The organism is Amycolatopsis sp. lyj-90, from assembly GCF_046549035.1.
In the GTDB taxonomy this organism is placed as follows: domain Bacteria; phylum Actinomycetota; class Actinomycetes; order Mycobacteriales; family Pseudonocardiaceae; genus Amycolatopsis.
Genome location: NZ_JAJPWP010000006.1, coordinates 112,520 through 136,981 on the forward strand (window position 1 = coordinate 112,520; position 24,462 = coordinate 136,981).

The 24,462-nt window shown below is 70.6% G+C and carries 22 protein-coding genes; 17 read left to right on the top strand and 5 right to left on the bottom strand.

Translation table 11 applies throughout. From position 1 onward, the window contains the following. Positions 1-51 precede the first annotated feature (51 nt). From ACLJPX_RS23750 to ACLJPX_RS23785, 8 genes are all read left to right on the top strand, one after another. A complete protein-coding gene (locus ACLJPX_RS23750; protein WP_410602560.1) occupies positions 52-1,662 on the top strand; it encodes a serine/threonine-protein kinase in 1,611 nt (536 codons plus the stop codon). A 54-nt stretch (positions 1,663-1,716) separates the two neighbouring features. Beyond that, entirely contained in the window at positions 1,717-2,022 is a 306-nt protein-coding gene (locus tag ACLJPX_RS23755) for a hypothetical protein (protein ID WP_101606650.1), read from the top strand. 19 nt (positions 2,023-2,041) lie between these two features. Then, on the top strand, positions 2,042-2,464 hold the full coding sequence (msrB, locus tag ACLJPX_RS23760; RefSeq protein WP_101613068.1) for a peptide-methionine (R)-S-oxide reductase MsrB: 423 nt from the start codon (positions 2,042-2,044) through the stop codon (positions 2,462-2,464). A 78-nt stretch (positions 2,465-2,542) separates the two neighbouring features. Continuing rightward, a complete protein-coding gene (locus ACLJPX_RS23765; RefSeq protein ID WP_410602020.1) occupies positions 2,543-3,436 on the top strand; it encodes a TIGR04222 domain-containing membrane protein in 894 nt (297 codons plus the stop codon). Beyond that, complete coding sequence (locus ACLJPX_RS23770) at positions 3,429-4,232, top strand: TIGR04222 domain-containing membrane protein (protein ID WP_410602021.1); 804 nt, start codon at positions 3,429-3,431, stop codon at positions 4,230-4,232. Before ACLJPX_RS23765 ends, ACLJPX_RS23770 begins: the two co-directional genes overlap by 8 nt. Before the next feature lie 80 nt (positions 4,233-4,312). Beyond that, on the top strand, positions 4,313-5,263 hold the full coding sequence (locus tag ACLJPX_RS23775; RefSeq protein WP_410602022.1) for a TIGR04222 domain-containing membrane protein: 951 nt from the start codon (positions 4,313-4,315) through the stop codon (positions 5,261-5,263). Beyond that, positions 5,256-6,068: a DUF692 domain-containing protein gene (locus ACLJPX_RS23780; RefSeq protein ID WP_410602023.1), complete on the top strand. Its 813-nt coding sequence runs from the start codon at positions 5,256-5,258 to the stop codon at positions 6,066-6,068. Before ACLJPX_RS23775 ends, ACLJPX_RS23780 begins: the two co-directional genes overlap by 8 nt. Beyond that, positions 6,065-6,409, top strand: coding sequence for a hypothetical protein (locus ACLJPX_RS23785; protein ID WP_410602024.1), 345 nt, complete (start codon positions 6,065-6,067; stop codon positions 6,407-6,409). Before ACLJPX_RS23780 ends, ACLJPX_RS23785 begins: the two co-directional genes overlap by 4 nt. Positions 6,410-6,468: 59 nt before the next feature. Here ACLJPX_RS23785 and ACLJPX_RS23790 read toward each other — a convergent pair whose 3' ends face one another. The 4 genes from ACLJPX_RS23790 to hemE are packed head-to-tail and all read right to left on the bottom strand — an operon-like array spanning position 6,469 to position 11,003. Next, positions 6,469-7,815, bottom strand: coding sequence for a CoA transferase (locus ACLJPX_RS23790; RefSeq protein ID WP_410602562.1), 1,347 nt, complete (start codon positions 7,813-7,815; stop codon positions 6,469-6,471). An 11-nt stretch (positions 7,816-7,826) separates the two neighbouring features. Beyond that, positions 7,827-8,519: a hydrogen peroxide-dependent heme synthase gene (gene hemQ, locus ACLJPX_RS23795; RefSeq protein WP_410602025.1), complete on the bottom strand. Its 693-nt coding sequence runs from the start codon at positions 8,517-8,519 to the stop codon at positions 7,827-7,829. A gap of 25 nt (positions 8,520-8,544) precedes the next feature. Continuing rightward, positions 8,545-9,924, bottom strand: coding sequence for a protoporphyrinogen oxidase (gene hemG, locus ACLJPX_RS23800; protein WP_410602564.1), 1,380 nt, complete (start codon positions 9,922-9,924; stop codon positions 8,545-8,547). 5 nt (positions 9,925-9,929) lie between these two features. Further along, positions 9,930-11,003 carry a uroporphyrinogen decarboxylase gene (hemE, locus tag ACLJPX_RS23805; RefSeq protein WP_410602026.1) on the bottom strand — a complete coding sequence of 358 codons (1,074 nt, stop codon included), beginning with the start codon at positions 11,001-11,003 and terminating at the stop codon, positions 9,930-9,932. Positions 11,004-11,091: 88 nt separating this feature from the next. On the opposite strand from hemE, the gene ACLJPX_RS23810 reads away from it, so the two are divergent. From ACLJPX_RS23810 to ACLJPX_RS23820, 3 genes are all read left to right on the top strand, one after another. Then, on the top strand, positions 11,092-11,655 hold the full coding sequence (locus ACLJPX_RS23810) for a DUF3000 domain-containing protein (RefSeq protein ID WP_168214274.1): 564 nt from the start codon (positions 11,092-11,094) through the stop codon (positions 11,653-11,655). Positions 11,656-12,514: 859 nt separating this feature from the next. Then, entirely contained in the window at positions 12,515-13,231 is a 717-nt protein-coding gene (locus ACLJPX_RS23815) for a response regulator transcription factor (RefSeq protein WP_034318331.1), read from the top strand. Between the two features lie 107 nt (positions 13,232-13,338). Further along, entirely contained in the window at positions 13,339-14,568 is a 1,230-nt protein-coding gene (locus ACLJPX_RS23820) for an HRDC domain-containing protein (RefSeq protein ID WP_410602027.1), read from the top strand. Between the two features lie 7 nt (positions 14,569-14,575). On the opposite strand, the gene ACLJPX_RS23825 is transcribed toward ACLJPX_RS23820, so the two are convergent. After that, a complete protein-coding gene (locus ACLJPX_RS23825) occupies positions 14,576-15,232 on the bottom strand; it encodes a TetR/AcrR family transcriptional regulator (RefSeq protein WP_410602028.1) in 657 nt (218 codons plus the stop codon). A 178-nt stretch (positions 15,233-15,410) separates the two neighbouring features. Between ACLJPX_RS23825 and ACLJPX_RS23830 the strand changes: the two genes are divergently transcribed. The 6 genes from ACLJPX_RS23830 to ACLJPX_RS23855 all read left to right on the top strand — a co-directional run bounded on the left by ACLJPX_RS23830 (position 15,411) and on the right by ACLJPX_RS23855 (position 24,253). Continuing rightward, complete coding sequence (locus ACLJPX_RS23830) at positions 15,411-16,877, top strand: amino acid permease (RefSeq protein ID WP_410602029.1); 1,467 nt, start codon at positions 15,411-15,413, stop codon at positions 16,875-16,877. 11 nt (positions 16,878-16,888) lie between these two features. Further along, positions 16,889-17,722 carry an urea amidolyase associated protein UAAP1 gene (locus tag ACLJPX_RS23835; protein ID WP_410602030.1) on the top strand — a complete coding sequence of 278 codons (834 nt, stop codon included), beginning with the start codon at positions 16,889-16,891 and terminating at the stop codon, positions 17,720-17,722. Further along, positions 17,719-18,336 (top strand): urea amidolyase associated protein UAAP2, encoded by a 618-nt coding sequence (locus ACLJPX_RS23840; RefSeq protein WP_410602031.1) that lies wholly within the window; start codon positions 17,719-17,721, stop codon positions 18,334-18,336. Before ACLJPX_RS23835 ends, ACLJPX_RS23840 begins: the two co-directional genes overlap by 4 nt. Beyond that, positions 18,333-21,899, top strand: a complete 3,567-nt coding sequence (gene uca / locus ACLJPX_RS23845; protein ID WP_410602032.1) for an urea carboxylase — start codon at positions 18,333-18,335, stop codon at positions 21,897-21,899. Before ACLJPX_RS23840 ends, uca begins: the two co-directional genes overlap by 4 nt. Further along, complete coding sequence (locus ACLJPX_RS23850; RefSeq protein ID WP_410602033.1) at positions 21,896-23,509, top strand: allophanate hydrolase; 1,614 nt, start codon at positions 21,896-21,898, stop codon at positions 23,507-23,509. The genes uca and ACLJPX_RS23850 overlap by 4 nt, the downstream gene beginning before the upstream one ends. Before the next feature lie 156 nt (positions 23,510-23,665). Further along, positions 23,666-24,253 (top strand): D-alanyl-D-alanine carboxypeptidase family protein, encoded by a 588-nt coding sequence (locus ACLJPX_RS23855; protein ID WP_410602034.1) that lies wholly within the window; start codon positions 23,666-23,668, stop codon positions 24,251-24,253. The last annotated feature ends 209 nt before the right edge of the window (positions 24,254-24,462 follow it).

Sequence of the window (24,462 nt, forward strand, 5' to 3'; positions counted from 1 at the left end):
CAGCTGATCGCCGGGCACTATCGCCTGGTCGAGCAAATTGGTAGCGGTGCCATGGGGGTGGTCTGGCGTGCCATCGATGTCCGCCTCGAGCGCTCGGTGGCGGTCAAGCAGATCCTCCCCCAGCCCGGTGTCTCCGAGGCCGAACGCGACAACATGCGCCAGCGCGCCATGCGCGAGGCCAAGAACGCGGCCCGCTTCCAGCATCCGAACGCGATCGTGGTGTTCGACATCGCCGAAGACGGCGGCGACCCCTGCCTGGTGATGGAGTACCTGAACGGCCCGAGTCTTTCGGCGATCATCTCCGACGAGGGCACGCTGCCGCTGGGGCGCGTCGCGAAGATCGGCGAGCAGGTCGCGTCGGCGCTGGTCGCCGCGCACCGCGCCGGGATCGTGCACCGTGACGTCAAACCGGGCAACATCCTGATCGACGAGTCGGGTACCGCCAAGATCACCGACTTCGGCATCTCCCGCGCGGCCGGCGACATGACGCTCACCCAGACCGGCCTGATCGGCGGCACCCCGGCCTACCTCGCGCCCGAGCTGGCGCGCGGCTCGGACCCGGTGCCCAGCTCCGACGTCTTCGCGCTCGGCGCGACGCTCTACCAGGCGATCGAGGGCCAGACGCCGTACGGGAACAGCTCCAACCAGCTCGCGCTGCTGTACGCGGCCGCGAACGGGCAGATCAACCCGCCGCAGCAGGCGGGCGCCGCGACGGCGCTGCTGATGAGCCTCCTGCGCACCGAACCGACCGAACGCCCGAGCATGGCCGAGGCCCAGCAGCGGCTCGCCGCGCTGGCGGCGAACGAATCCGGCGCGGGCACGGCGGCGTCGCCGCGGCTCTTCGGAGCGGGCGGCGGCAGACAGCCCGCCGCGCCCGACACCCCGGGACGCGGCAACCCCGGCGGGGACCGGCCGCCGTGGCAGCGGACCGAGCAGCCCGCGCAGTCCGCCGCGGCACCTCCCCCGCCTCCTCCGGCCAAGCAGCACACGCCGACAGCGGCGTTCATCCCGATGCGCTCGCAGTCGGCCCCGCCGAACACCCCGCCGCGGCCGGTCGCCGCGGCGAGCCCGCCGCCGTCCGCGGCCGCCCCGATGCGGCCGTCCTCGGGGAAACCCGCCGACGGCAAGCGCAAGGCCGTCCTGTTCGCGGGCGCCGGTGCCGCGGTCGTGGTGATCGCCGTGATCGTGTTCCTGGTGCTGAATTCGAGCAACGGGACCACCGGCAACCAGGGCGGCGACAACGCCGGGGCGAACCCGCAGTCCAGCACCTCGGCGCCCAAGTCGACCGCGCCGTCGTCCTCGAAGGCGGCCCCGGCTGGCCTGGGGAAGACCCCGAGCGAGAAGGTCACGAGCTATTCGAGCGTCGGCGGCTTCGTCCTCGAGTTCTTCGACACGGACAGGATCGGGACCTCCGCGAGCTGGAACAAGCTCACGGACGCCGCGAAAGAGGTCTACGGCTCGGAGCAGGCTTTCGCCGAGTACTGGAGTGCCCACAAGGTCACCGGCGCCGACACCGCCCGGGCGGACAAGGGCGGCGGCAACGCCGACGGCTCGATCGACATGAACATCACGCTCAACAAGGGAGTCCGTCCCGCGCTGCGCGTCGTCCAGGTCGGCGGCCAGTACTTCATCGACGCCGACACGCGAGTACTCGGCAACTGAGACCCGCCTCGCTGGTGGTAGGCCAATCGCCGCTCTTGGCTTACTGTTGCCCGTATGGCCGATAGCGGACCTTTCGGACCTGGCCAGAATCCTCGTTTCGACGAGGACCTGGTAGGCCTCGACCCGTACGACCCCGAAGCCCGTGCCTTCGCCGAGCACCTGGACCGCATCGAACGCTGCGGCCCCAACTTCACCGTGGAGGCCTGCCTCGACGGTGTCTCCGATTTCGCCGACTCCAGCAACCGTCTCGGCGGTCTGCGCTGGTGGGTTTCGGCACTCGTGGTGATCCTCATCGTGCTCGGCGTGATGGTCACCGCATGGGACATCATCGGCCGGGCCATCGCGTGGCTCGCGGGGTAACGTGGAACCGGTGAAAGGCATGAAACCCGTTGTCGGAGCCACGCCACGCGTGGTCAAGTCCGAGCAGGAATGGCGGGAACAGCTCAGCCCCGACGAGTACGCCGTGCTCCGCCAGGCGGGCACCGAGCGCCCCTTCACCGGGGAGTACACCGACGCCAAGACCACCGGTGTGTACCAGTGCCGTGCCTGTGGCGCCGAGCTGTTCCGCAGCGATACGAAGTTCGAGAGCCACTGCGGCTGGCCGTCGTTCTACGACCCCGCCGATACCGAAGCCGTCCTCCTCCGTGAGGACACCGCCATGGGGATGCGCCGGATCGAGGTGCTGTGCAAGTCGTGCCACAGCCACCTCGGGCACGTCTTCGAAGGCGAGGGGTACGCGACACCGACGGATCAGCGGTACTGCATCAACTCGATCTCGCTGACGCTCGTTCCCGAGTCGTAACCAACCGAAGCGAACCACCGCCCTCCCCGACGCGTTCCCGTTGAACAGGAACAGCGTCGGGGAGGGCGGTGTCTTCATATGAGTGACCCCTGGGGTGTCAGCGGACCGGACTTCGCCTGGCTTTACGCCTGGCTCGCGTTTCTCCCGTTCCTCGCGGCCGGGATGTACGCACTGTGGCTGCGCCGCGGCACCGGCCCCCTCGAAGTGCCCGGAGTCCATCACCTGGCCGCGCTGGCGGGTGGCAGTGACCGCGTCACCGACACCGCCGTCGCCGGGTTGCTCGAACGGCACGGCCTCCGGCCCGACAGCCGCGGACGCCTGCACCCGGTCAGGCCGGTTCCGGCCGATCCCTTCGAGCGCGCGATCGTCGCTCTCGTGCGCGGCAACAGAATCGGCCTGCGCGAGCTGCGCTCCAAGATGGCGCGGCACGAGGTCGTCCAAGAGCTGCGCGCAGACCTTCAGCGGAGAGGTCTTCAGGTCGCCGAGAACCGCCGCCGTCTGGGCTGGCGGTGCGCGATGGCCGTGTACGTCGCCGTTCTCGCGCTGGGGATCGCGCGGCTGGCGAACGCCGTACCGCTGAAACGGCCGGTCGCCATCCTCGTCGTCCTGATGGTCTGCGTGGTCGGCGCACTCGGCCTGATCGTGTGGTTGCAGTTGCCGGACAGGTCCGGCCGCGCGACCACCCAGGGCACGCTGGCGCTCCGGTACGGCGACTGGGACCGCGAACTGGGCAGGACCGCCACCGGACAGGTCGCCCTCCACGGTTTCAGGGCCTATCCCGATCCGGTGATCGCGGCCGCGCTGAGCACGACCGGTGACACCCGCGGCAACCGGTTCACGGGCATGGTGGGCTCCTCGGGCTCCGAGGGCGCTTACATCCCGGCGGGCTCGTCCTGCGGCGGCGGCGGTTCTTCGTGCAGTAGCGGAGGTTCTTCGTGCGGCGGCGGTGGCGGGGGTGGTTGCGGTGGCTGAACTCGAGACCGTCATGGCCGTGGTCGCGGCGCTTCCGCTCCTCGCGGCACTGACGTACACGCGGTGGCTGCGGAACCGGCGTCACGACAGCGAACCGCCTCGCACGATCTACCAGGTCGCCTACCTCGCCGGCGGACCCGACCGGGTCTCGGACACCGCCGTCGCGGGCGCCGTCGAGCGGCGGGTGGCCCGCCTCGACAGCTCCGGTGTCCTGCGCCGGACCTCCGCGCGCTCCGCGGACCCGTTCCTGCTCGCGGTGGCGGACAGCCTGCCGAAGGTGCGGGCGGCGAGGGTGCGCGAATCGCTGCGCGGGTCGGAACCGATGCGCTCGCTGCGGGCGGAGTTGCTCGACGGCGGCCTGGTCGTTCCGGAAGGGCGTCTGCGCCGGGTGTGGCGCGCCGCCGTGGTCGCGCACCTCGGGCTCGTGGTGCTCGGGGCGGCGGTGCTCATCCGCACCGTCGTGATCACCGAGCGGTCCATCGCGCTCGCCGGAATCGCGCTGGCCGTCACGACCACGGCGTGCGCCGTCACTGTCCGGCTCGAGCGCGTCCATCGCGCGGCGTGGACCACGAAAGCGGGCGAGCGGGCGCTCTCGCGGGCCGGCGGCGATCCGCAGCTCGTCACCGGCGCGATGGGCGCGGTGGCGCTGGGTGGCATCGACGCCTATCCGGATCGGCGGTTGGCGCGGCTCCTGACCCTGACGACGCCTTCTTCCCGCCGCAAAGCCCAAGTCGACGTCTGCAACGGTGCCTCTCCTGACGGTCTAACGGCCGTCGCGGACGGTTCGCCGGGCTGATCGACTGGTCCGGGGAACCATGACCGGACGGAAAAACGTCCGACTACGGTAAGTGCACCTGCTCGTGAAAGGCCCGTGCGATGGAAGACACCTGGGGTATTCCCGGACCCACTTTCCTGGCGATCTATGCCGTCCTGCTGGTGTTCCCGCTGGCCCTCGGTCTCCTGTGGACCATCTCGGTCAAGCTGGACCGCAAGACATCGCGCGGCACGGTGAACGGACCGCAACCGACGGTGTACGAACTCGCCTATCTCGCGGGCGGCCCGGACCGCGTCGTCGACACGGCCATCGCGGCACTGGTCGACCGCGGGACGCTGCGGGTCAGCAGCTCGAAGCAGCTCCAGCTGACAGGAGCCGAGCCCGCCGACCCGATCGAGAGGGCCGTCGCCAAGGGCGCCAGGCCGGGCTACAACGCCACGACGCGCGGCATTCGCGACCGGCTGCGGATGTCGGCGCCGATGCAGGCGCTCGGCAAGGATCTGGAAGCGCGGGGGCTCGTCGTCGTCGACCAGGCGCCGCAGATCCGCCGGGTCGTGGCCAACCTCTACCTGGGCGTGATGATCCTCGGCCTGGTGCGCGTGTTCGCCGGGATCCTCGGCGACCATCCGGTCGGTTTCCTGATCCCGCTGGTGATCGTGGCCTCGCTCGCGACCTTGTTCTCCCGGATCGCCAAGAACAAGCGGACCGGGCCGCGCCCGACCAGCGAAGGCAACCGGATCCTCGGGAGCGCCAACAGTGCCCTGGCGCGGGAGCGCAAGCGCGGGATCCCCAACGCGCCCGCGATGGGCGGTATGGCCGGTGGAGCCATGCTGGGCGGCGCCGCCGCGGCCGTCGCTTTGGGCGGACTCGCCTTCTACCCGGACGAAGAGCTCAGCGCGGCGCTGATCCCGCCGCCCATGCCCGGCGCCTTCGGTGGCGGTGGCTCCTCCGGTGGCAGCACCTGCAGCACCGGCTCCTCGTGCAGCGGCGGAAGCTCGTGCGGCGGCGGTGGGAGCTCCTGCGGAGGCGGCGGCGGGGGTTGCGGTGGATGACGCACCGGGCCACCTCGGCATCGGCATCGGCTGGCGGCACGAGCTGGACCTGTCGATCGCGCGGCTGCCCGGCGTCGACTGGGTCGAGGTCGTCGCCGAGAACCTGCACACCGGTCATCTTCCCGAAACCCTGATCGCGTTGCGCGACAAGGGAATCCCGGTCCTGCCGCACGCTGTCTCGCTGTCGCTGGGCGGGGCGGGGCCGGTGGACACCGACCGCGTCGAGCAGCTCGCGGAGGTCACCCGTGAACTCGGGGCGCCGATGGCCAGCGACCACGTGTGCTTCGTCCGCGCGGGCGGGCTCGACTCGGGGCATCTGATGCCGCTCCCCCGCACCCGGGAAGCGCTCGACGTCCTGGTGGACAACGTCAAACTGACCCAGTCCATCGTGGACGTCCCGTTCGCACTGGAGAACATCGCGGCGGTGCTGGAGTGGCCGGACGCGGAGTTCACCGAGTCGGAGTTCCTGCGCGAACTCACCGACCGGACCGGCTGCCTGCTGATCATCGACGTCGCCAACCTGTACGCCAACGCCCGCAACCTCGGCACCGATCCCGAACGGTTCCTCGACGAGATCCCGTGGGAGCGGCTGGCGTACACGCATATGGCGGGCGGTGTCGAACGCGACGGCGTCTACCACGACACGCACGCCCACCCGGTCGTCCCGGAGGTGCTGGACCTGCTGCGGGAGCTCCGGAAGCGCGTCGCCCCACCGGGTGTCCTGCTGGAACGCGACGACGACTACCCGCCCGACAGCGAACTGGCCGCCGAACTGGCCGCGCTCCGGGAAGCGGTCACGCCGTGACCTCGCCCCGGGAGCGGCTAGCCGGGCAACAGGCCGAGCTGCTCAAGGCGCTCCTCGCCGGAGGCGACCCTCCGGCGGGTTTCGACGCGGACAGGCTCCGCATCGAAGCGAACGTCTTGCGGAACAAGCAGAGCAGGCTGGCCGCGTACCTGCGGCCAGACCTCACCGACGCCCTCGGCAACCGGTTCGGCGCGCTGTTCCGCGAGTACGCGACGGCGCATCCGAAGACCGACACGATCCGCGCGCGGGCCTACGCGGACGCGTTCGGCACGTGGCTCGTGGAACGCGGCGAGATACCGAAGCCGAAGGGCCGTCTGGCGAGGTGGCTACACCGCAACTAGTCCTCTAGTTGCGGTACTTGCGCGTGCAACTACCGCAACTAGAGGACGAAACGCGGGTTTCACCAGACGGCACGGTCGCTTCCGGGTACGCGCGTGCCCTCCACCCAGAAGGGATTCGAGCCCGGCAGCACCCCGGCCATCTTGACCCGGGTCAGCCGCCCGAGCGGGCTTTCGGCGTCCTCCAGCCATTCGCCGCCGTCGAAACCGGTGGGCCCGGGTTCCTTGCGGCCCAACGAGTTCAGCCACTCCCCCGTCCCGGCGAGCGAAGTACGGACGTGCTGACTACCGCCCTCGGTGGCCGCCCGGCGGAGCGCCGTCATGATCGCCGCCGCGGTGAGCCAGCCGGTCGCGTGGTCGAGCGCCTGCACCGGAAGCGGTCCCGGACCGTCGATCCCGGCGGTCTTGCCGCCTTCGTCGGCGATCCCCGAGGCCATCTGCACCAGGCTGTCGAACCCTCGCCTGCGCGCCCAGGGGCCTTCCCAGCCGTAGGCGGACAGGTCCGCGACCACGATCCCCGGCCGGGATTCGGCGATCGCCTCCGGCGTGAAACCCTTGGCCACCAGCGATCCCGGCCGGAAGCCCTGCAGCACGACGTCGGCACGCGCGATCAGCTTGCGCAGCCGCGAGCGCCCGGCTTCGGTCTCCAGATCGACGTACGCCGAGAGCTTGCCCATGCCGGTGTCGACGGCCAGTGGCGGCACGGTCGGCAGGCGGTCCGCGCCGATGTGCATGACGGTGGCGCCGTGCGCGGCGAGCACGCGGCCCGCGACCGGTCCGGCGATGACGTGGGTCAGGTCGAGGATCCGCACCCCGCCCAGCGGCCGGTCGGACTCGAACAGCCGCACCGGATCCGACGGCCCGAGCGACCGGATCTCGGCGACCGGCAACGCCGAAGAGGCCTGTCCTTGCTTGTGCGCCAGCCATTCCTCACGGGAGCGCAGCACGGCCGCGGCACCGCCGGCGCCGACCACCGCCGACTCGACCTCGAACTTCGACTTGGCCGCCACGACCTTCTCGAAAGCCGCGCGGGTCGCCGGGACGCCGAGACCCCAGCACACCGCGGAGACGTGACGCGGGTAGTTGCAGTGCAGTCGCACCCAGCCGTCGTTCGCGCGGTAGTCGCCGGACAGCGGCGCGCTGAACGGCACCGGTTCCCCGTCGACCCGGATGTACTGCTCGCTGTGGAAGGACGCCGCCGCGTGCCGGGTGTCGACCGAGACCTTGCCCGGCGCGATTCCCCGCAGCCGCAACAGTTCCCCGGCCGCCAGCGTCGCCGCGGCGATACTGGTGGTCGCGGCTTCCTCGACCCGGAAGGTCCCGGGCAGCACGGAGTCGGGGCCGGTGACCTCGACGGCGTCTTCGGCGAGCGTGTCGCCGGTGAGCGTGGTCCAGACGCGGGAGTCCACTGAAGCGTTCACTACGGCAGCAGGGTGATCAGTTCGGCGGGTTCCACCTTCGTCCCGGTGTAGAACGGGATCTCCTCGCGCACGTGGAGGCGGGCCTCGGTGCCGCGCAGGTGGCGCATCAGGTCGACGATGCGGTGCAGCTCGTCGGCCTCGAAGGCCAGGATCCACTCGTAGTCGCCCAGCGCGAACGACGCGACCGTGTTGGCGCGGACGTCCGGGTAGTCGCGGGCCTCCTTGCCGTGGTCGGCGAGCATCTTGCGGCGCTCGTCGTCCGGCAGCAGGTACCACTCGTAGGAGCGCACGAACGGATAGACGCAGATGAACTTGCGGGCCTCTTCACCGGCGAGGAACGCCGGGATGTGGCTCTTGTTGAACTCCGCCGGGCGGTGCAGCGCGACCTGGCTCCACACCGGAACCGAGGCGCGGCCGAGCGGGGTGTGCCGGAAACCGCTGTAGGCCGCCTGGACCTGCTCGATCTCCTCGGCGTGCCACCAGACCATGTAGTCGGCGTCGGCCCGCAGTCCGGAAAGGTCGTAGAGCCCGCGGACGACGACGCCCTTGGCCTCCAGCGCGTCCAGGTACTCCGTGGTCTCCGCGGTCGCCTGCGCGCGGTCCTCGCCGAGCTTGCCCTGCTCGGCCCGGAAGACCGACCAGGCGGTGTAGCGGATGGTGTCATTGAGCTCGTTGTAGTTCAGCCGCGCCATACCGCCATCTTGGCACTGCCGGTGCTCAGGAGCCCTCGTGGGTCGGTGTGATCCCGGCGATGCGCCGGGCGGCCGCGTCGGCGGTGGCGATGCAGGCCGGGAGCCCGACGCCGTGCAGCGTCGCGCCCGCCACGGCGAGCCCCGGGACCTCCGCGACGGCGCGTTCGACGCGCTCGACGAGTTCGAGGTGACCGGTGCCGTACTGCGGGAGCCCGCCGCCCCAGCGCGTGACCAGCGTTTCGATCGGCGCCGCGGTGACACCGGTCAGCCGGGCCAGATCGTCGCGGACCACGCGGACGAGTTCGTCGTCGTCGGCGTGCAGCGCGCCCGGTTCGCCGAAGCGGCCGACCGAGCCGCGCACCAGCACCGGGCCTTCGCCGTACTGCGCCCACTTGCGTGTGGAGAAGGTGAACGCCTTGGCCGCGAACGGTTTCGCGGCCGTGTCCTGTTCACCGGCGCCGATCAGCACCCCCGACGACTCCGGCAGTTCGGTGCCCGGCGGCAGCGCGAGCGCGATCACCGCCATCGACGCCAGCTCGACCTCCGCGAACGCGGACGACGCCACATCCGCGACGCCGTCGAGCAGCCGCCGCGCCGAGGGCGCCGGAACCGCGAGAAGGACTGAGTCGGCGTCGAGGTCGTCGACCTTCCAGCCGGTGGCGGTGCGCTCGATCGCCGTCACCGTGGTCCCGGTCCGGATCTCGGCGCGGGACAGCTCCGCGAGGCGCCGGATCAGGGTGCCGAGCCCGCCCAGCAGGGTGCCGAAGACCGGCGCCGTACTCGGCGAAGCGGGCATGAGCGAGGCCGCGCCTTCGGTGAGCGACCGCGCGCCGCGGTCCACCGCGGACGCCAGCCCGGGCATCGTCGCGCGCAGCCCGAGCCCGTCCGCTCCCCCGGCGTAGACCCCGCCGAGCAGCGGGTCGACGAGGCGGTCCACGAGTTCGTCGCCGAACCGCTCGCGCAGCAGCGGGCCGAGCGGCACGTCCCCGGCGGGCAGCTCCACCGGCGCCAGCGAAGACTCGGCCTCGACCAGGGCGCGGCCCTTCTCCGACAGCACCCCGGCGACCGCGTCGGCCGACGCGGGAACGCCCATGACCGTGCCCGGCGGCAGGCCGAGCACGGATCCGCCGGCGTGGATCTTCGCGCGGGCCTTGGTGGGGTGGACGAGACTCTCGCCCAGTCCGACCTCGCGGACCAGGGCGAGCGCCTCGGGCCGCCGGGCGAGGAAGGCCTCGGCGCCGACGTCGTAGCGCTCACCGGCGAGTTCGATCGTGCGGAGTTTCCCGCCGAGGGACTCGGTCGCTTCGAAGACGACGATCCGGGCTTCTTCGCCGAGCAGCCTTCGCAGGCGGTATGCTGCGGTCAGCCCGGAGATACCGCCCCCGACGACGGCAGCGGTCTTCACGGTGCTCATACCTGGAGCTCGTGCACCAGCCCGACCACGCGCGTCAAGACGTCCGGGTCGACGCCGGGCAGGACGCCGTGGCCGAGGTTGAAGATGTGACCGTCGGCCGCGCGGCCCTCGGCGTGGATCCGCCGGACCTCCGCTTCGAGCACCGGCCAGGACGCGTGCAGCAGCGCGGGGTCGAGGTTGCCCTGGACGACACCGCCGCCGAGCCGCCGGACGGCTTCGTCGAGCGGCAGGCGCCAGTCGACGCCGACCACGTCGGCGCCCGCGTCGCGCATCGCGACCAGCAGCTCGCCGGTGCCGACGCCGAAGTGGATCCGGGGCACGCCGTAGGCGGCGACCGCCGACAGCACCTTCGCCGAATGCGGCAGGACGAACTCGCGGTAGTCCCGCTCCGAGAGCGCGCCCGCCCACGAGTCGAACAGCTGGATCGCGTCGGCCCCGGCGTCGAGCTGCGCGGACAGGAAGGTGATCGCCATGTCCGCCAGGCGCCCGGCCAGCTCGTGCCACAGCTCCGGCTCGGAGTGCATGAGCGCCTTGGTGTGCTCGTGGTTGCGGCTCGGCCCGCCCTCGATGAGATAGGAGGCCAGGGTGAACGGCGCGCCGGCGAAACCGATCAGCGGCGTCTCGCCCAGCGACCCGACCAGCAGCCGGACGCCGTCGGCGACCCGCTCCACCTGCTCCGGGTCCAGGACCGGCAGCGCGCGCACGCCCGCGGCGTCGCGGATCGGCTCGGCCACGACCGGGCCGGTGCCCGCGACGATGTCGATGTCGAGCCCCGCCGCCTTGAGCGGGACGACGATGTCACTGAAGAGGATGGCCGCGTCGACGCCGTGACGGCGGATCGGCTGGAGCGTGATCTCGGCGAGCATCTCGGGGTCGAAGCACGCGTCGAACATCGAGGTGCCCTCGCGCAGCGCCCGGTACTCGGGCAGCGACCGGCCTGCCTGGCGCATGAACCACACGGGGGTGCGGGCCGGGCGTTCGCCGCGCGCGGCGGCCAGGAACGGCGCGCCGGACAGGGCACGACGGGCCGCGGGGACGGTCTGCGCGGGAGAAGCAGCTGAAGGAGACATCACGGTTCATGGTGCCATGGGCGCTCCGAGCCCTTACTCTCGGCGCGTCTGCGCCCCGAACCGGACTATCGCGTCTTACAGTCGGTTGGTGACCGCGATGACGTCAGTACCCGATCTCTTCCGTGAAGCCGTCGCGGCGTTGCAATCGGTCCGGCCCCGTCCCGAAGTGCAGCTGGAGACGATGCGCCCGCCGCAGCGCCTGGCGCCGTGGTCCTACGCGGTGAGCTGCGAGGTGGAAGGGCCGGCGGACGTGCTGGCGTCGGGGCGGCTGGTGCTGCTGCACGATCCGGACGGTCAAGAAGGCTGGGACGGGGTCCTGCGGCTGGTCATGTACGTCCGCGCGGAACTCGACCGGGAACTGGCGACGGATCCCTTCCTTCCCGCCGTGGGCTGGTCGTGGCTGACCGACGCGCTGGAGAGTTCCGGCGCGGAGTGGACGGCGCTGGGCGGCACGGTCACCGAAACCTCCTCGGCCCGCTTCGGCGACATCTCCGGGCCCACGCGCACCGACGACCTGGAGCTCCGGGCGTCCTGGACGCCGACGGACGCCGCGCTGCGGTCGCACGGGCAGGCCTTCTGCCAGGTGATGGCGAGCGTCGTCGGGCTGCCTCCGGTCGGCGTGACCCTCTTCGAGCAGCGTCAGTCCTCCTGAGACCCGACACTCCGTCCCGACACGCCGGAATCCCAGCAATCGAGACATAGCATTCGGGTTATTCTGCGATTTCCGGCCAGCTAGCGCCGCTAGGAAAGCTAGCGATACTAAAGGTCCCTTACTCCCCCGCCGGATCGGCGGCCCAAGTACATGAAGGACCCCTTCATTGCGTCTAGCGCAATGAAGGGGTCCTTCACGTACTACCGGAGACCGTGCGAAGCGCCCGAGGACACCTTCGCTTACCCCATTCGCGAGGCCCTCAGAGCGTCTGTACGCCGTCGAGAGGCGCTTCAGGGCCATCTGGACTAGACCAGCTCCGACCAGCGCGGAGACGGTCGCGTAGAGGTCTGGACCACCCCGTTCGTGCTACCAACAGTGTCACCGTCAGCAACAAGATCAACCCGGCCGAAACAGGCCCTTGAAGCGCCCCGAGACGCCTCCGGAGCGTTACCGTCATGGTCACCCAGCGAAGCGATCATGACCCTCCGCGAAGTTGATCAAGCCCCATGCCGGAGGCGCTTTCCGACCCTCGATGCCCTGCTCCCCAAGGGTCCCGGGAAGCGGCACCGGCAGGTGCACGGCCCATCTGCACAGTCGGTTGGACCCCGGTAACTGAAGTGCATCGTGTTCTTTCGGCGATGTGTTAGCCACCGGCTGTGTACTAGCCCGATCGTGTTACAACGAACTCCCTGAGTAACTACTCGTTTGAGATAGATACCCATTCGATCCCCCCGTGAAGGCCTCAGGGCGGCTACAGTGCCATCGACGACACCACTTTCGGTCTAAAGCTGGCGCGGCTAAACGGCCGAAAGTCCCGGTGCCGGTCGGGGGGCACGACCGACTCCAGGGAGGTAGTGACGTGGCTACCGTCGGCATTTCTCAGGCCGTCCGATCCACGCCAGCCGGTTCATTGCCGGCGAGCATGGTTCCGCATCCGCGGGAAGAGCTTTTTTCCGTGTTGGTGGTCGATGACCACCCGCTGTTGAGGGAGGCAATCTCAGCAAGACTCGCACAGATGGGTGCGGGCACCGTCCACGAGGCCGCCACGGTGGCCGAGGCAAGGGCGCGAGCACAGGCCACAGGGCCTTGTGACCTGGCGATCCTCGATCTCGGACTGCCGGATGGCAGCGGCATCGAGCTGGTTACGGAACTCCGTAGCCATGGCTGGCCTCGCGTAGTGGTGCTCGCTTCATCGGACGACCCGTACGCGGTCAGGTCGGCGTTCCAGGCCGGCGCCCAGGCATACCTGCTCAAGTCGGCATCGCCGGTCGTAGTGACCGACGGCGTCCGCAGGGTGCTCGAGGGCGGCGTCTACGCGGACCCGAGCGTCGCACCGGTCTTGGCCACCGGCACCCGAGTCGCCGGCACCGACAACACCCCGCGCGAGCTTTCGGCGCGCGAGGTCGAGGTGCTGCAGCTCGTCGCCGACGGCCAGTCCAACAAGGAGATCGGCGAGGAACTCAGCCTCTCCGCTCTCACCGTGAAGTCTCACCTCTCCCGCATCGGGCGCAAGCTCGGCACGGGTGACCGGGCTCAGATGGTGGCGCTGGCCATGCGTGCCGGCGTGATCCGCTGACAAAGGCGAACTGCCCTGCGGGGCGGGCGGACCAGGCGCGGCCCGCTCGTCCCGTAGGGTCTTCACCTATGGAAGGCGACCGACCCGGAGAACCGCAGGCGGACTCTATGACCGGCACTGATGACACCAGTGCCGCCGTTTTGTTACGCGAGCCCGCCGAAGGCACTCCACCGGTGATCGCCGACGCGACGGCCCTCGCCGAAGCCTGCGTGAAGATCGCGGGCGGCAGCGGGGCCATCGCCGTGGACACCGAACGCGCGTCCGGCTACCGGTACTGGCCCAAGGCCTATCTGGTCCAGCTGCGCCGCGAAGGTGCCGGCTCCTTCCTCATCGACCCCATTCCGCTCGAAGGGCAGCTCGAGCCCCTCGCGGAAGTGCTCAACAACGCCGAATGGGTGTTGCACGCGGCCTCTCAGGACCTGCCGTGCCTCGCCGAACTCGACCTGCACCCGAAGAGCCTGTTCGACACCGAACTCGCCGGACGGCTCGCCGGGTACGAACGGGTCGCCCTCGGCACCCTCGTCGAACTCCTCCTCGGCTACCAGCTGGAGAAGGGGCACAGTGCCGCCGACTGGTCGAAGCGCCCGCTTCCCGTCGACTGGCTGAACTACGCCGCCCTCGATGTCGAGCTGCTCATCGAACTGCGCGAGAAGCTCGAAACCGATCTCGCGGACCAGGGCAAGCTCGAATGGGCCCAGCAGGAATTCGAAGCCGTCCGCACCGCGCCGCCGCCCGCTCCCCGGGCCGAGCCGTGGCGCCGGACGTCCGGAGTGCACAAGATCCGCAGCGCCCGCGGCCTCGCCGCGGTGCGCGAACTGTGGCAGGCGCGGGACGAGCTCGCCCGCAAACGCGACCGCGCGCCCAGCCGGATCCTGCCCGACAGCGCGATCATCAACGCCGTCACCGCCGACCCGAAGACCGTCGACCAGTTGCAGGCGCTGCCGGTGTTCAGCGGCCGGGTCCAGCGCAAGTACACCGCGAGCTGGCTGCGGCATCTGCAGGCCGCCCGCGCGCTCCCCGCCGACGAACTGCCCACCCCGGCGCAGCAGACCGACGGCCCGCCGCCGGTGAACCGCTGGTCGGACAAGGATCCCGACGCCGCCGCCCGGCTCTCGGCCGCCCGCGCGGCACTGGCCGCGATCGCGGAGGACCGGCGGCTGCCGGTGGAGAACCTGCTGCTGCCGGAACTCGTCCGCCGCACCTGCTGGCGCCCGCCCGCGGACCTGAGCGAGGACGCGGTCGCCGAGGTCCTCGCCGACGGTGGCGCCCGGCCGTGGCAGATCGAGCTGACAGTGGCGGCGCTGAGCAAAGCGCTCCACGCCACCGCCGCCGCCTGACCCGGCTTCAGTCCTCCAGTAGCGCCCGCGCGGATTCGCGCAGCTCGGCGTCCGGTTCCCCGATCCCGGCCAGCCTCAGCACGCTGTCGGCCCCTTCGACGGCGTGCGCTTCGACGTCCAGGTCCGGCTGGTCGCGCCGGACGATCGCGATGCTCTCGACGAGCCCGAACACGAGGTCGGTCCGGATGCCCAGGAGGTCGCCGGGGACCCCGGCGACCGCGACGAGTGAGCCGTAGACGCGTTTGAGTTCCGCGCGTTCGGCCCGGAACCGCGCCAGCCTCGGCGAGGAGATCTCCGGCAGCAGGTACAGCGCGCCGAGGTTGTGCCGCGCGCTGCCGAGCAGGTGGATGTCCGCGTAGGCCAGCGCCCACAGCCGCGTGCCGACCGGCGCCAGCTGGGCCGACAGCCCGCCTGCGACGTCCAGCGACGGCCGGACGGTGTCCTCCAGCAGCGCCGCGAGAATGTCCTCTTTGGACGGAAAGTGGTAGTAGAGCGACGCCTGGCGCAGTCCGGCGCGTTCGGCGATGGCCCGTGTGGTCGTCGCCGCGTACCCGGCGCCGGTGAACAGCTCCCCGGCCGCGTCCAACACCGCGAGCCGCGCTTCTCGTTTGCTCGCCGCCGCACCGCTGGCTCTCGGCCTGCCCACCCCGGTCGTTTTCGTCATCTATCCGATCCTGCCATTTCTCCGCGAAGATCTTTGTTACGTCCGGTGGTCGGCCCAGGTTACCGAATCCGGTATCACTTAACACCGCGCTTACCGGGCGGAGATCAGAAGGACTCCGCATGCGCTTAATTTCGGTCATCCGATCGAAATTCGGCCCTCCAGACAGGAGCCCCCGAAAATGCCGTCCGAAGACCTTTCCGCCTTCGGTTACCGTCAAGAACTACGCCGGACGCTGGGCGGTTTCTCCGCCTTCGCCGCCGGATTCTCCTTCGTTTCCATCCTGACCACGGTGTTTCAGCTGTTCGCCTTCGGCTATTCCTTCGGCGACACCCTCTTCTTCTGGACCTGGCCGCTGGTGATCATCGGCCAATTGCTCGTCGCCCTCAACTTCGCCGAACTCGCGGCCCGATTCCCGCTGGCAGGATCGGTTTACCAGTGGGCGAAACACCTCTCCCCCGGATTCGCGGGCTGGCTGGCGGGCTGGATGATGCTGGTCGGCTGCGTCGTCGCGCTCGCCGGTGCCGCCATCGCGCTTCAGGTCGTCCTCCCCTCGGTCTGGAGCGGTTTCCAGCTCGTCGGCGGGGATCCGGCGATCACGTCCCCGACCGGCGCCACCAACGCCGTCCTGCTCGGCGCGCTGCTGATCGTCTTCACCACCGCGATCAACGCGGGCGGCGTGCGGCTCATGGCGCGGATCAACGACGTCGGGGTGGCGGCCGAACTCGTCGGCGTCCTCATCCTGATCATCGGGCTCGCGCTCTTCGCCGTCCGCGGCCCGCAGGTCGTGCTCGCACCGGCGGGCGAAAGCCCGGGAGCCGGCGGCGTCCTCGCGTCGGCGCTGATGGCCGCGTACGTCCTGTACGGCTTCGACACCGCGGCTTCGGTCGCCGAAGAGACCAAGGACGCCCGCCGCACCGCGCCCCGCGCCGTGCTCCGCGCGCTCCTGATCTCCGGAATCGGCGGTCTCGCCGTCGTCATCACCGCACTGATGGCGGCACCGAGCCTCACCGACGGCCAGCTCGCCGGGAAGGGCCTGCCGTATGTGATCACGGCCGTCTTCGGGGACACGCTCGGCCGGATCTTCCTCGCCGACGTCGCGATCGCGGTCGTCGTCTGCACCCTGACCATCCAGACCGGCACCGTCCGGCTGATCTACGCGATGGCCCGCGACGGCGCGCTTCCCGGCGCCAAACGGCTTTCCGCGGTCAACGCCCGCACCGGGACGCCGATCGCGCCCGCCGTCCTGTCCGGGGCCCTCGCGATCGGGCTCCTGCTGCTGAATCTGGGGAATCCGACCATCTTCAGCACCATCACCGGTACCTCGGTGGTCGTGGTCTACCTCGCCTATCTCCTGGTGACCGGACCACTGCTGGTCCGGCGCCGTCAAGGCCGTTTCACTTCCGAACCCGGCCATTTCTCCCTGGGCCGATGGGCTATTCCGGTCAATGTCGCGGCAGTAGGGTACGGCGCGATGATGATCGTCAACATCGCCTGGCCACGAGCCGAGATCTACGACCTGGCGGGCACCGGCTCCGTCTGGGTCCTGTTGTTCCCGATCGAGTTCGTCGGCGCCGCGATCCTCACCGGCTACCTCTGCTGGCGCCGCCGCTCCGCGCTCACCACGGTCCCCGTCCCCGCGATCTGAAGGAAGGTTCCATGAGCACGACATCGACCACGTACGGCGCTCGCGACCACGCGCGTGCCCAGGCGGGCACGGTGACCGACACGATGCCCGCCATCCCCGCGGCCACCTGGCCGGATCCGCCCGCCGGGATCGACCCGGCGAAACTGGTCTGGGCCGAGACCGTCGCCGGCGGCGGCTACACCCACAAGGTCCTCGCGCGCGGCACCGAACTGCGGCTGACCGACCTCGAGGGCGACGCCTGCGCGCATCTGCTGCTGTTCAACGCCGACCAGCCGTGGGAGCGGCTGAACGTCGCGGACACGGTGAAGGTCCAGTGGAACGCCTACCTCGGCGAGGCGATCGCGCTGCTGTCGGATCAGGCGCGGGTCCTCGCGACCGTCGTCACCGACGAGAGCGGCAAGCACGACGCCCTCTGCGGTACGTCCACTGTGGACGGCAACACCGAACGCTACGGCGACGGAAGCCCACAGGGTGATTCGCCTTCGGGGAACGCGCTGTTCACGCTGGCCGCCGCGAAGCACGGCCTGACCCCGCGCGATCTGCCACCGAGCCTGTCCTTCTTCCAGGGCGTCCACGTGGAGGCGGACGGCGGTCTGACCTTCGAAGGCTCGTCCGGCCCCGGCAAATCCGTGGTCCTGCGGACCGAGCTCCCGGTCGTCGTCCTGATCGCCAACGTCGCGCATCCGCTCGACCCGCGCCCGGACTACACGGTCACCCCGCTGCGCGTCTTCGCCCAGCGCGGCGAACCGTCCACACCGGACAGTCCTGAATGGACCGCTTCACCCGAGGCACAGCGCGCCTTCGAGAACACCGCCGACTACCTGACCGCCAGGGGGATCGCATGACGACTACGATCATCTCCGACACCGAGGTCGCCGCGCGCGCCCCGTACTCGACGGTGCTCCGCGAGGGCGAGACGCTGGCGATCATCGATCTCGGCGGCAACCAGGCCGTCGACTTCCTCTGCTACGACGCCGCCGACACGGCCAAGCGCTACAGCGCCGCCGCCACGATCTCCGCGCAGCGCAACATCTTCCTCACCACCGGCAGCGTGCTGCGCACCGGCGAGGGCGCCCCGCTGCTCACCGTCGTCGGGGACACCTGCGGACGGCACGACACGATCGGCGGCGCCTGCAGCAAGGAATCGAACAGCCTCCGCTACGGCCAGCACACGCGGTACCAGCACGCCTGCGTCGAGAACTTCCTGACCGAAGGCGCGAAATGGGGCCTGGGCAAACGGGATCTGGTCGGCAACGTCAACTGGTACATGAACGTGCCGGTCGAGCAGGACGGCACCCTCGGCATCGTCGACGGCATTTCCGGGCCCGGCATGGAGGTCCGGCTGCGTGCCGAGACCGACGTCCTGGTGCTGGTGTCGAACTGCCCGCAGATCAACAACCCGTGCAACGGGTTCGACCCGACTCCGGTCAGAATGATCGTCACCGGCGGTGACGCGTGAAACTGCTCGTCGCCAACCGGGGGGAAATCGCGGTCCGGATCATCCGGACCGCCAAGGAGATGGGCATCGCGACGGTCGCCGTCTACTCCGACGCGGACCGCACCGCCGCACACGTACGACTCGCCGATGAGGCCATCCGACTGGGCCCCGCGCCCGCCAGGGAGAGCTATCTCCTCGGCGACGCGATCATCGAAGCCGCCATGAAGACCGGGGCGGACGCCATCCACCCCGGTTACGGATTCCTGTCCGAGGACGCCGCTTTCGCCCGGACGGCGGAAGCGGCGGGGATCCGGTTCGCCGGTCCCACCGCGGACCAGCTCGAAGTCTTCGGCAGCAAGCACACCGCCCGGGCGAAGGCCGTCGAGGCGGGCGTCCCGCTCCTGCCGGGCACCGGCTTGCTGGAGACACTCGCCGACGCCGAGGCCGCGGCAGCCGAAATCGGCTACCCGGTGATGCTCAAGGCCACCGGCGGTGGCGGCGGGATCGGCATGCGCGCCTGCGCTTCGGCCGGAGAACTGCGGGAAGCCTGGGACGCGGTGCGCAGCATCGTGGCCAAGAGCTTCTCGACGTCGGGCGTGTTCCTCGAACGCCTGGTGACCCGCGCGCGGCACGTCGAGGTCCAGGTGTTCGGCGACGGCGCGGGTGAGGTGCTGGCGCTGGGCACGCGGGACTGCACCCTGCAGCGGCGCAACCAGAAGGTGCTCGAAGAATGCCCCGCTCCGGGACTCCCCGGCGCGGTGCGCGAGAAGCTGGTCTCGGCGGCCGTCGGCCTCTGCGCCTCGGTGCGCTACCGGTCGGCCGGGACGGTCGAGTTCATCTACGACCCGGACCGGGAAGAGGCCGCGTTCCTCGAAGTGAACACGCGGCTGCAGGTCGAGCACCCGGTCACCGAGGCGGTCTACGGCATCGACCTCGTCGCGTGGATGCTCCGGCTCGCCGACGGAGACACCGGGATGTTCGCCACCGCGCCGGAACCGCGCGGGCACGCGGTCGAGGCCCGGGTCTACGCCGAGGACCCGGCCGCCGGGCACCGGCCGAGCGCTGGTCTGCTGACCCGCGCCGACTTCCCCGCCGACGTCCGGGTCGACACCTGGGTCGAGGCGGGCACCAAGGTGACGACGCATTACGACCCCTTGCTCGCCAAGGTGATCACCGTCGGCCAGGACCGGGCCGGGGCACTGGCCGCACTGGGCACGGCGCTCGGGGAAAGCCGGGTGGACGGCGTCCGCACGAACCTCGGGCAGCTGCGCGCGGTCGCCGCCGACCCCCGGCTCCTGGAGGTCACACACGACACCTCGACCCTCGACACGATCACCGATCCCGAACCGCGGATCGAGGTCCTGCGCGGCGGCACGATGACCACCGTGCAGGACTGGCCGGGACGGCTGGGGTTCTGGCACGTGGGGGTCCCGCCGAACGGGCCGATGGACGACCTGTCGCTGCGGCTGGGCAACCGCGCGCTGGGCAATCCCGAAGGAACACCTGGCCTGGAGTGCACTGTGGACGGTGTCTCCCTGCGGTTCACCGACGACGCAATCGTTTGCGTCACGGGATCCCCGTCCCCGGTGACCCTCGACGGCGAGCCCGCTCCCCAGTGGGCGCCGGTCGAGGTCCCCGCGGGCGGCGTCCTCGACGTCGGCACCGGCACCGCCGGGCTCCGCGCGTACGTCCTCGTCCGCGGCGGGATCGACGTGCCGGACTTCCTGGGCAGCGCGGCGACGTTCACCCTGGGCGGTTTCGGCGGGCACGGCGGCCGCGCGCTGGCGACCGGCGACGTCCTCTCCCCCGGTCCGGTTCCGGAGAACGCCGTCACCGGCGCTGTCCCCGAGGCCGAACGCCCGGTCTTCTCGACGCATTGGGAGATCGGCGCGTCCGAGGGGCCGCACGCGGCACCGGAGTTCTTCACCCCGGACGACGTCGAAACGTTCTACGCCACCGACTGGGAGGTGCACTTCAACTCAGCGCGGACCGGCGTCCGGCTCGTCGGGCCCCGGCCGCGATGGGCGCGGGAGGACGGCGGCGAGGCTGGGCTGCACCCGTCGAACATCCACGACACGCCGTACGCGATCGGCGCCGTCGACTACACCGGCGACCTGCCGATCCTGCTGGGCCCGGACGGGCCGAGCCTCGGCGGTTTCGTCTGCCCGGCGACCGTGGTGACCGGACAGCGCTGGAAGCTCGGTCAGCTGCGGCCGGGTGACACCGTGCGGTTCGTGCCGATCACCATCGAGCACGCGATGTCGCTCCGGGAGACCCCGGCCTCGGCGGTCAAGGCCAGCCGGACGCCGATCGACGACGGCGGCATCTTCGGCCGTCTGTCCACTTCGGACGAGAACCCCGAGGTCACCTACCGGCGCAGCGGCGACGACAACCTGCTGATCGAGTACGGGCCGATGAAACTCGACCTGGCCCTGCGGATGCGGGTCCACGCCCTCGCCGACAGGCTGGGCGCGGAAGGACTCGACGGTGTCGTCGACCTGACGCCGGGCATCCGCTCACTGCAGGTGCACGTCGATCCGGACGTGCTGCCGGTGTCGAAACTGCTCGGCCTCGTCCAGGAGGTGGAGCACGATCTGCCGCGCACCGCCGATCTCGTGGTGCCGAGCCGGACCGTGCGGCTGCCGTTGTCCTGGGACGATCCGGCGACCCGCGAGGCGATCGAGCGGTACATGGCGGGTGTCCGCGACGACGCGCCGTGGTGCCCGTGGAACATCGAGTTCATCCGGCGGGTCAACGGTCTGTCCAGTGTGGACGACGTCTACCGGACGGTGTTCGACGCGGAGTACCTCGTGCTGGGCCTCGGCGACGTCTATCTCGGCGCCCCGGTGGCCACCCCGCTGGATCCGCGGCACCGGCTGGTCACCACGAAGTACAACCCGGCGCGCACCTGGACCGCAGAGAACTCGGTCGGCATCGGCGGCTCGTACCTGTGCATCTACGGGATGGAGGGCCCCGGCGGCTACCAGTTCGTCGGGCGGACCGTGCAGGTGTGGAGCGGCTGGCGGCAACGCGGATCCTTCGAGCCGGGTTCGCCGTGGCTGCTGCGGTTCTTCGACCGGATCTCATGGTATCCCGTCTCCGCCGAAGAACTGCTGGACCTGCGGGCCTCCAGTTCGGCGGGGGAACTGGAACTCGACATCACCGACGGCGAGTTCGCGCTGGCCGACCACGAGCGTTTCCTGGCCGACAACGCCGCCGACATCGCCGAGTTCCGGGCGAAGCAGAGCTCGGCGTTCGAGGCGGAGCGCCAGGCTTGGGCGGCGGCGGGCGAATTCGACCCTCGCCCGGAACCGGCCGGCGCGAAGGTCCCGACCACGAAGGTCGAGGCCCCGCCCGGTGGGCACGTCGTCGAAGCGCCGTTCGCCGCGACCGTGTGGCGCGTGGACGTCGAGCCGGGCAAGACGGTCGGCCCGGCGGAGACGCTGGTGATCCTCGAAGCGATGAAGACCGAGGCGCGGATCCCCGCGCCCGCCGCGGGGGAGGTCGTCGAGGTACTCGTCTCCCCCGGCGATCAGGTCGCCCCCGGCACGCCGCTGGTGGTACTGGGAAGGAGCGCGGGATGAGCGTGCAGGAGCGGGTGCGTGCCGCGTACCACCGGATCGCCCGGGTCGACCGGCCCGAGATCTGGATCGACCTGCGTCCCGAGGCGGACGTGCTCGCCGACGCGGAGAGCCTGGAAGCCCGTCGCGCGGCGGGGGAACCCTTGCCGCTGTACGGGAAACTCGCGGCGGTCAAGGGCAACATCGACGTCGCCGGGCTGCCGACGACGGCGGCCTGCCCCGAGTTCGCCTACCGGCCGGACGAGGACGCGCCGGTGGTGGCGCGGCTGCGCGCGGCCGGGGCGCTGATCCTGGGCACGACCAATCTGGACCAGTTCGCGACCGGGCTGGTCGGCACGCGCAGTCCGCACGGCGCGGTCCGGAACGCGATCGACCCGGCGTACGTGTCGGGCGGGTCGAGTTCGGGTTCGGCGGTCGCGGTGGCGCTCGGGATCGCGGATCTCGCGCTGGGCACCGACACCGCCGGATCCGGCCGGGTTCCGGCGGCGTACAACGGGATCGTCGGGTTGAAACCGACGCGGGGACTGCTTCCGACGACCGGTGTCGTGCCCGCGTGCGCGAGCATCGACTGCGTGACCGTGTTCGCGCGGACGGTCGACGAGGCGACGGCGGCGTTCGCCTGCCTGAGCGAGCCCCGGGACCTCCCGGTCGTCCACCGGCCGTTCCGGATCGGCGTGCCGGACACGCCGGGCCCGCTCCAGGTCGGCTGGGCGGAGGCGTTCGCCGCCGCGGCCGAGTCGTACCGTGACGCGGGCGCCGAGCTCGTCACTGTCGACATATCGGCGTTCCTGGCCGCGGCGCGCCTGCTGTACGAAGGCGCGTTCGTGGCCGAGCGGTATTCGGCGGTCGGCGAGTTCCTCGACGCGCACCCGGACGTGGTCGATCCGGCGGTGCGGCAGATCATCGGCGCGGCCAAGGACATCCCGGCCCACCGGTTGTTCGGCGACCTCGCGACGCTCGACGGCCTTTCGCGAGAAGCGTCGGCAGTTCTGTCCACTGTGGACTGCCTGCTGCTGCCCACGACGACGGAACACCCGACGATCGCCGACGTCGAGGCCGACCCGCTGGGCGTGAACGCCCGGCTGGGCCGGTTCACGAACTCGACGAACCTGCTGGGCCTTTCGTCGCTGGCCATGCCCGGCGGAACCGTCGGGGGGCTGCCGTTCGGGGTGATGCTGGTCGGGCCCGCGTACGCCGACCGGATCCTCGCCGACGTCGCCCGTCTGGTGCCGCGGCGGACCCGGATCGCCGTCGTCGGCGCCCATCTGCGCGGGCAGCCGCTGAACCACGAATTGACCTCGCGCGGGGGGCGGTTCGTCTCGGCGGGACCGACGGCGGCCGAGTACCGGTTCTTCGCGCTGGACACCGTGCCGCCCAAACCCGGTCTCGTCCGGGTCGCCTCGGGGGGCGCGCCGATCGAGGCGGAGGTCTGGGACCTGCCGCTCGCGGGGTTCGGGGAGTTCGTCGCCGGCATTCCCGCGCCGCTGGCGATCGGCAAGGTGCGGCTGGCCGACGGGAGCGAGGTGTCCGGGTTCGTCTGTGAGCCGGCCGCGGTGGAAGGTGCGGAGGACATCACGGGGTACGGAGGGTGGCTCGGGTACTTGAGCCGTTGAGTCACGTCTCGTGAGTGGTAAGGACGGTTAGAACCGTCCTTACCACTCACGAGGCCCCGCGCTCACCAGTGTTTTCCGGTTTGGTTGGCTTGCCGCACCATTCTGGGAAGAAGGTCACAAACCCTGGCGGCCCACCGGTCGAGAGGTAACTTCGGAGTGGTGCCCACCACAGTGATATCCAGCCGCAGGACCGCGATCAGCGCGCTCGTGGCGCTGGGACTCGTCGGGGTCGCGATGGTGGCACTGGGGGCGACCGGCGTGGCCGTCAAACCGATCGCCGGGAAGGCACTCGCGGTCCTCGAAGAGGTCCCCGGCCCCGAGAGCGGCCCGACGTGCGCCGTCGACAAGCGTTATGTCGACGAGGACACCTTCGGCATGCGCCCGGACGTGATCGACGCGTGGAACGCCCTGCGCGCCAAGGCCAAAGCACAGAACATCACGCTGTGCGTGAACGACGGCAAGCGCAGCCGGGCCCAGCAGCAGCGCGAGTTCGACAAGGCCGTCGAGCGGTTCGGCTCCGTGGAACAGGCCAAGAAGTGGGCACTGCAGCCGGAGACGTCCATGCACGTCAAGGGAATCGCCGTCGACATCCAGCCACTGAATTCGGCCTCGTGGGTGGACAAGAACGGCGGCGCGCTCGGCTGGTGCCGCCGCTACGACAACGAAAAGTGGCATTTCGAGTACGACCCGGCCTGGGTCACCGGCGGCTGTCCGGCCCTGCTCCCCAGCGCGACCGGCAACTAGCCGTGCTCGAACCCCGCACTCGCGTGTTTGGAGACCGATCTCGCGTGATTGAAGGCGGAACTCACCCGGTCACGCGAGTTCCGCCTCCAGACACGCGAGTTCCGGGTTCAATCACGTGAGATCCGGGTTCCGGCTCCATCAACCGGTCGTGGAACTGACGGCTGCTTGAGGGCGGCGGTGGCGGAGGCGGCGGAGGGACCGACGACCGC

Excerpts from the sequence above, each read along its gene's own strand:
- ACLJPX_RS23775 (WP_410602022.1), top strand. The coding sequence starts at position 4,313 with ATGGAAGACACCTGGGGTATTCCCGGACCCACTTTCCTGGCGATCTAT.
- ACLJPX_RS23750 (WP_410602560.1), top strand. The coding sequence starts at position 52 with ATGGGGGTGGTCTGGCGTGCCATCGATGTCCGCCTCGAGCGCTCGGTG.
- ACLJPX_RS23825 (WP_410602028.1), bottom strand. The coding sequence starts at position 15,232 with ATGACGAAAACGACCGGGGTGGGCAGGCCGAGAGCCAGCGGTGCGGCG.
- ACLJPX_RS23820 (WP_410602027.1), top strand. The coding sequence starts at position 13,339 with ATGACCGGCACTGATGACACCAGTGCCGCCGTTTTGTTACGCGAGCCC.
- hemE (WP_410602026.1), bottom strand. The coding sequence starts at position 11,003 with ATGTCTCCTTCAGCTGCTTCTCCCGCGCAGACCGTCCCCGCGGCCCGT.
- ACLJPX_RS23840 (WP_410602031.1), top strand. The coding sequence starts at position 17,719 with ATGACGACTACGATCATCTCCGACACCGAGGTCGCCGCGCGCGCCCCG.
- hemQ (WP_410602025.1), bottom strand. The coding sequence starts at position 8,519 with ATGGCGCGGCTGAACTACAACGAGCTCAATGACACCATCCGCTACACC.
- ACLJPX_RS23850 (WP_410602033.1), top strand. The coding sequence starts at position 21,896 with ATGAGCGTGCAGGAGCGGGTGCGTGCCGCGTACCACCGGATCGCCCGG.
- ACLJPX_RS23830 (WP_410602029.1), top strand. The coding sequence starts at position 15,411 with ATGCCGTCCGAAGACCTTTCCGCCTTCGGTTACCGTCAAGAACTACGC.
- ACLJPX_RS23835 (WP_410602030.1), top strand. The coding sequence starts at position 16,889 with ATGAGCACGACATCGACCACGTACGGCGCTCGCGACCACGCGCGTGCC.
- msrB (WP_101613068.1), top strand. The coding sequence starts at position 2,042 with ATGAAACCCGTTGTCGGAGCCACGCCACGCGTGGTCAAGTCCGAGCAG.
- ACLJPX_RS23765 (WP_410602020.1), top strand. The coding sequence starts at position 2,543 with ATGAGTGACCCCTGGGGTGTCAGCGGACCGGACTTCGCCTGGCTTTAC.
- ACLJPX_RS23755 (WP_101606650.1), top strand. The coding sequence starts at position 1,717 with ATGGCCGATAGCGGACCTTTCGGACCTGGCCAGAATCCTCGTTTCGAC.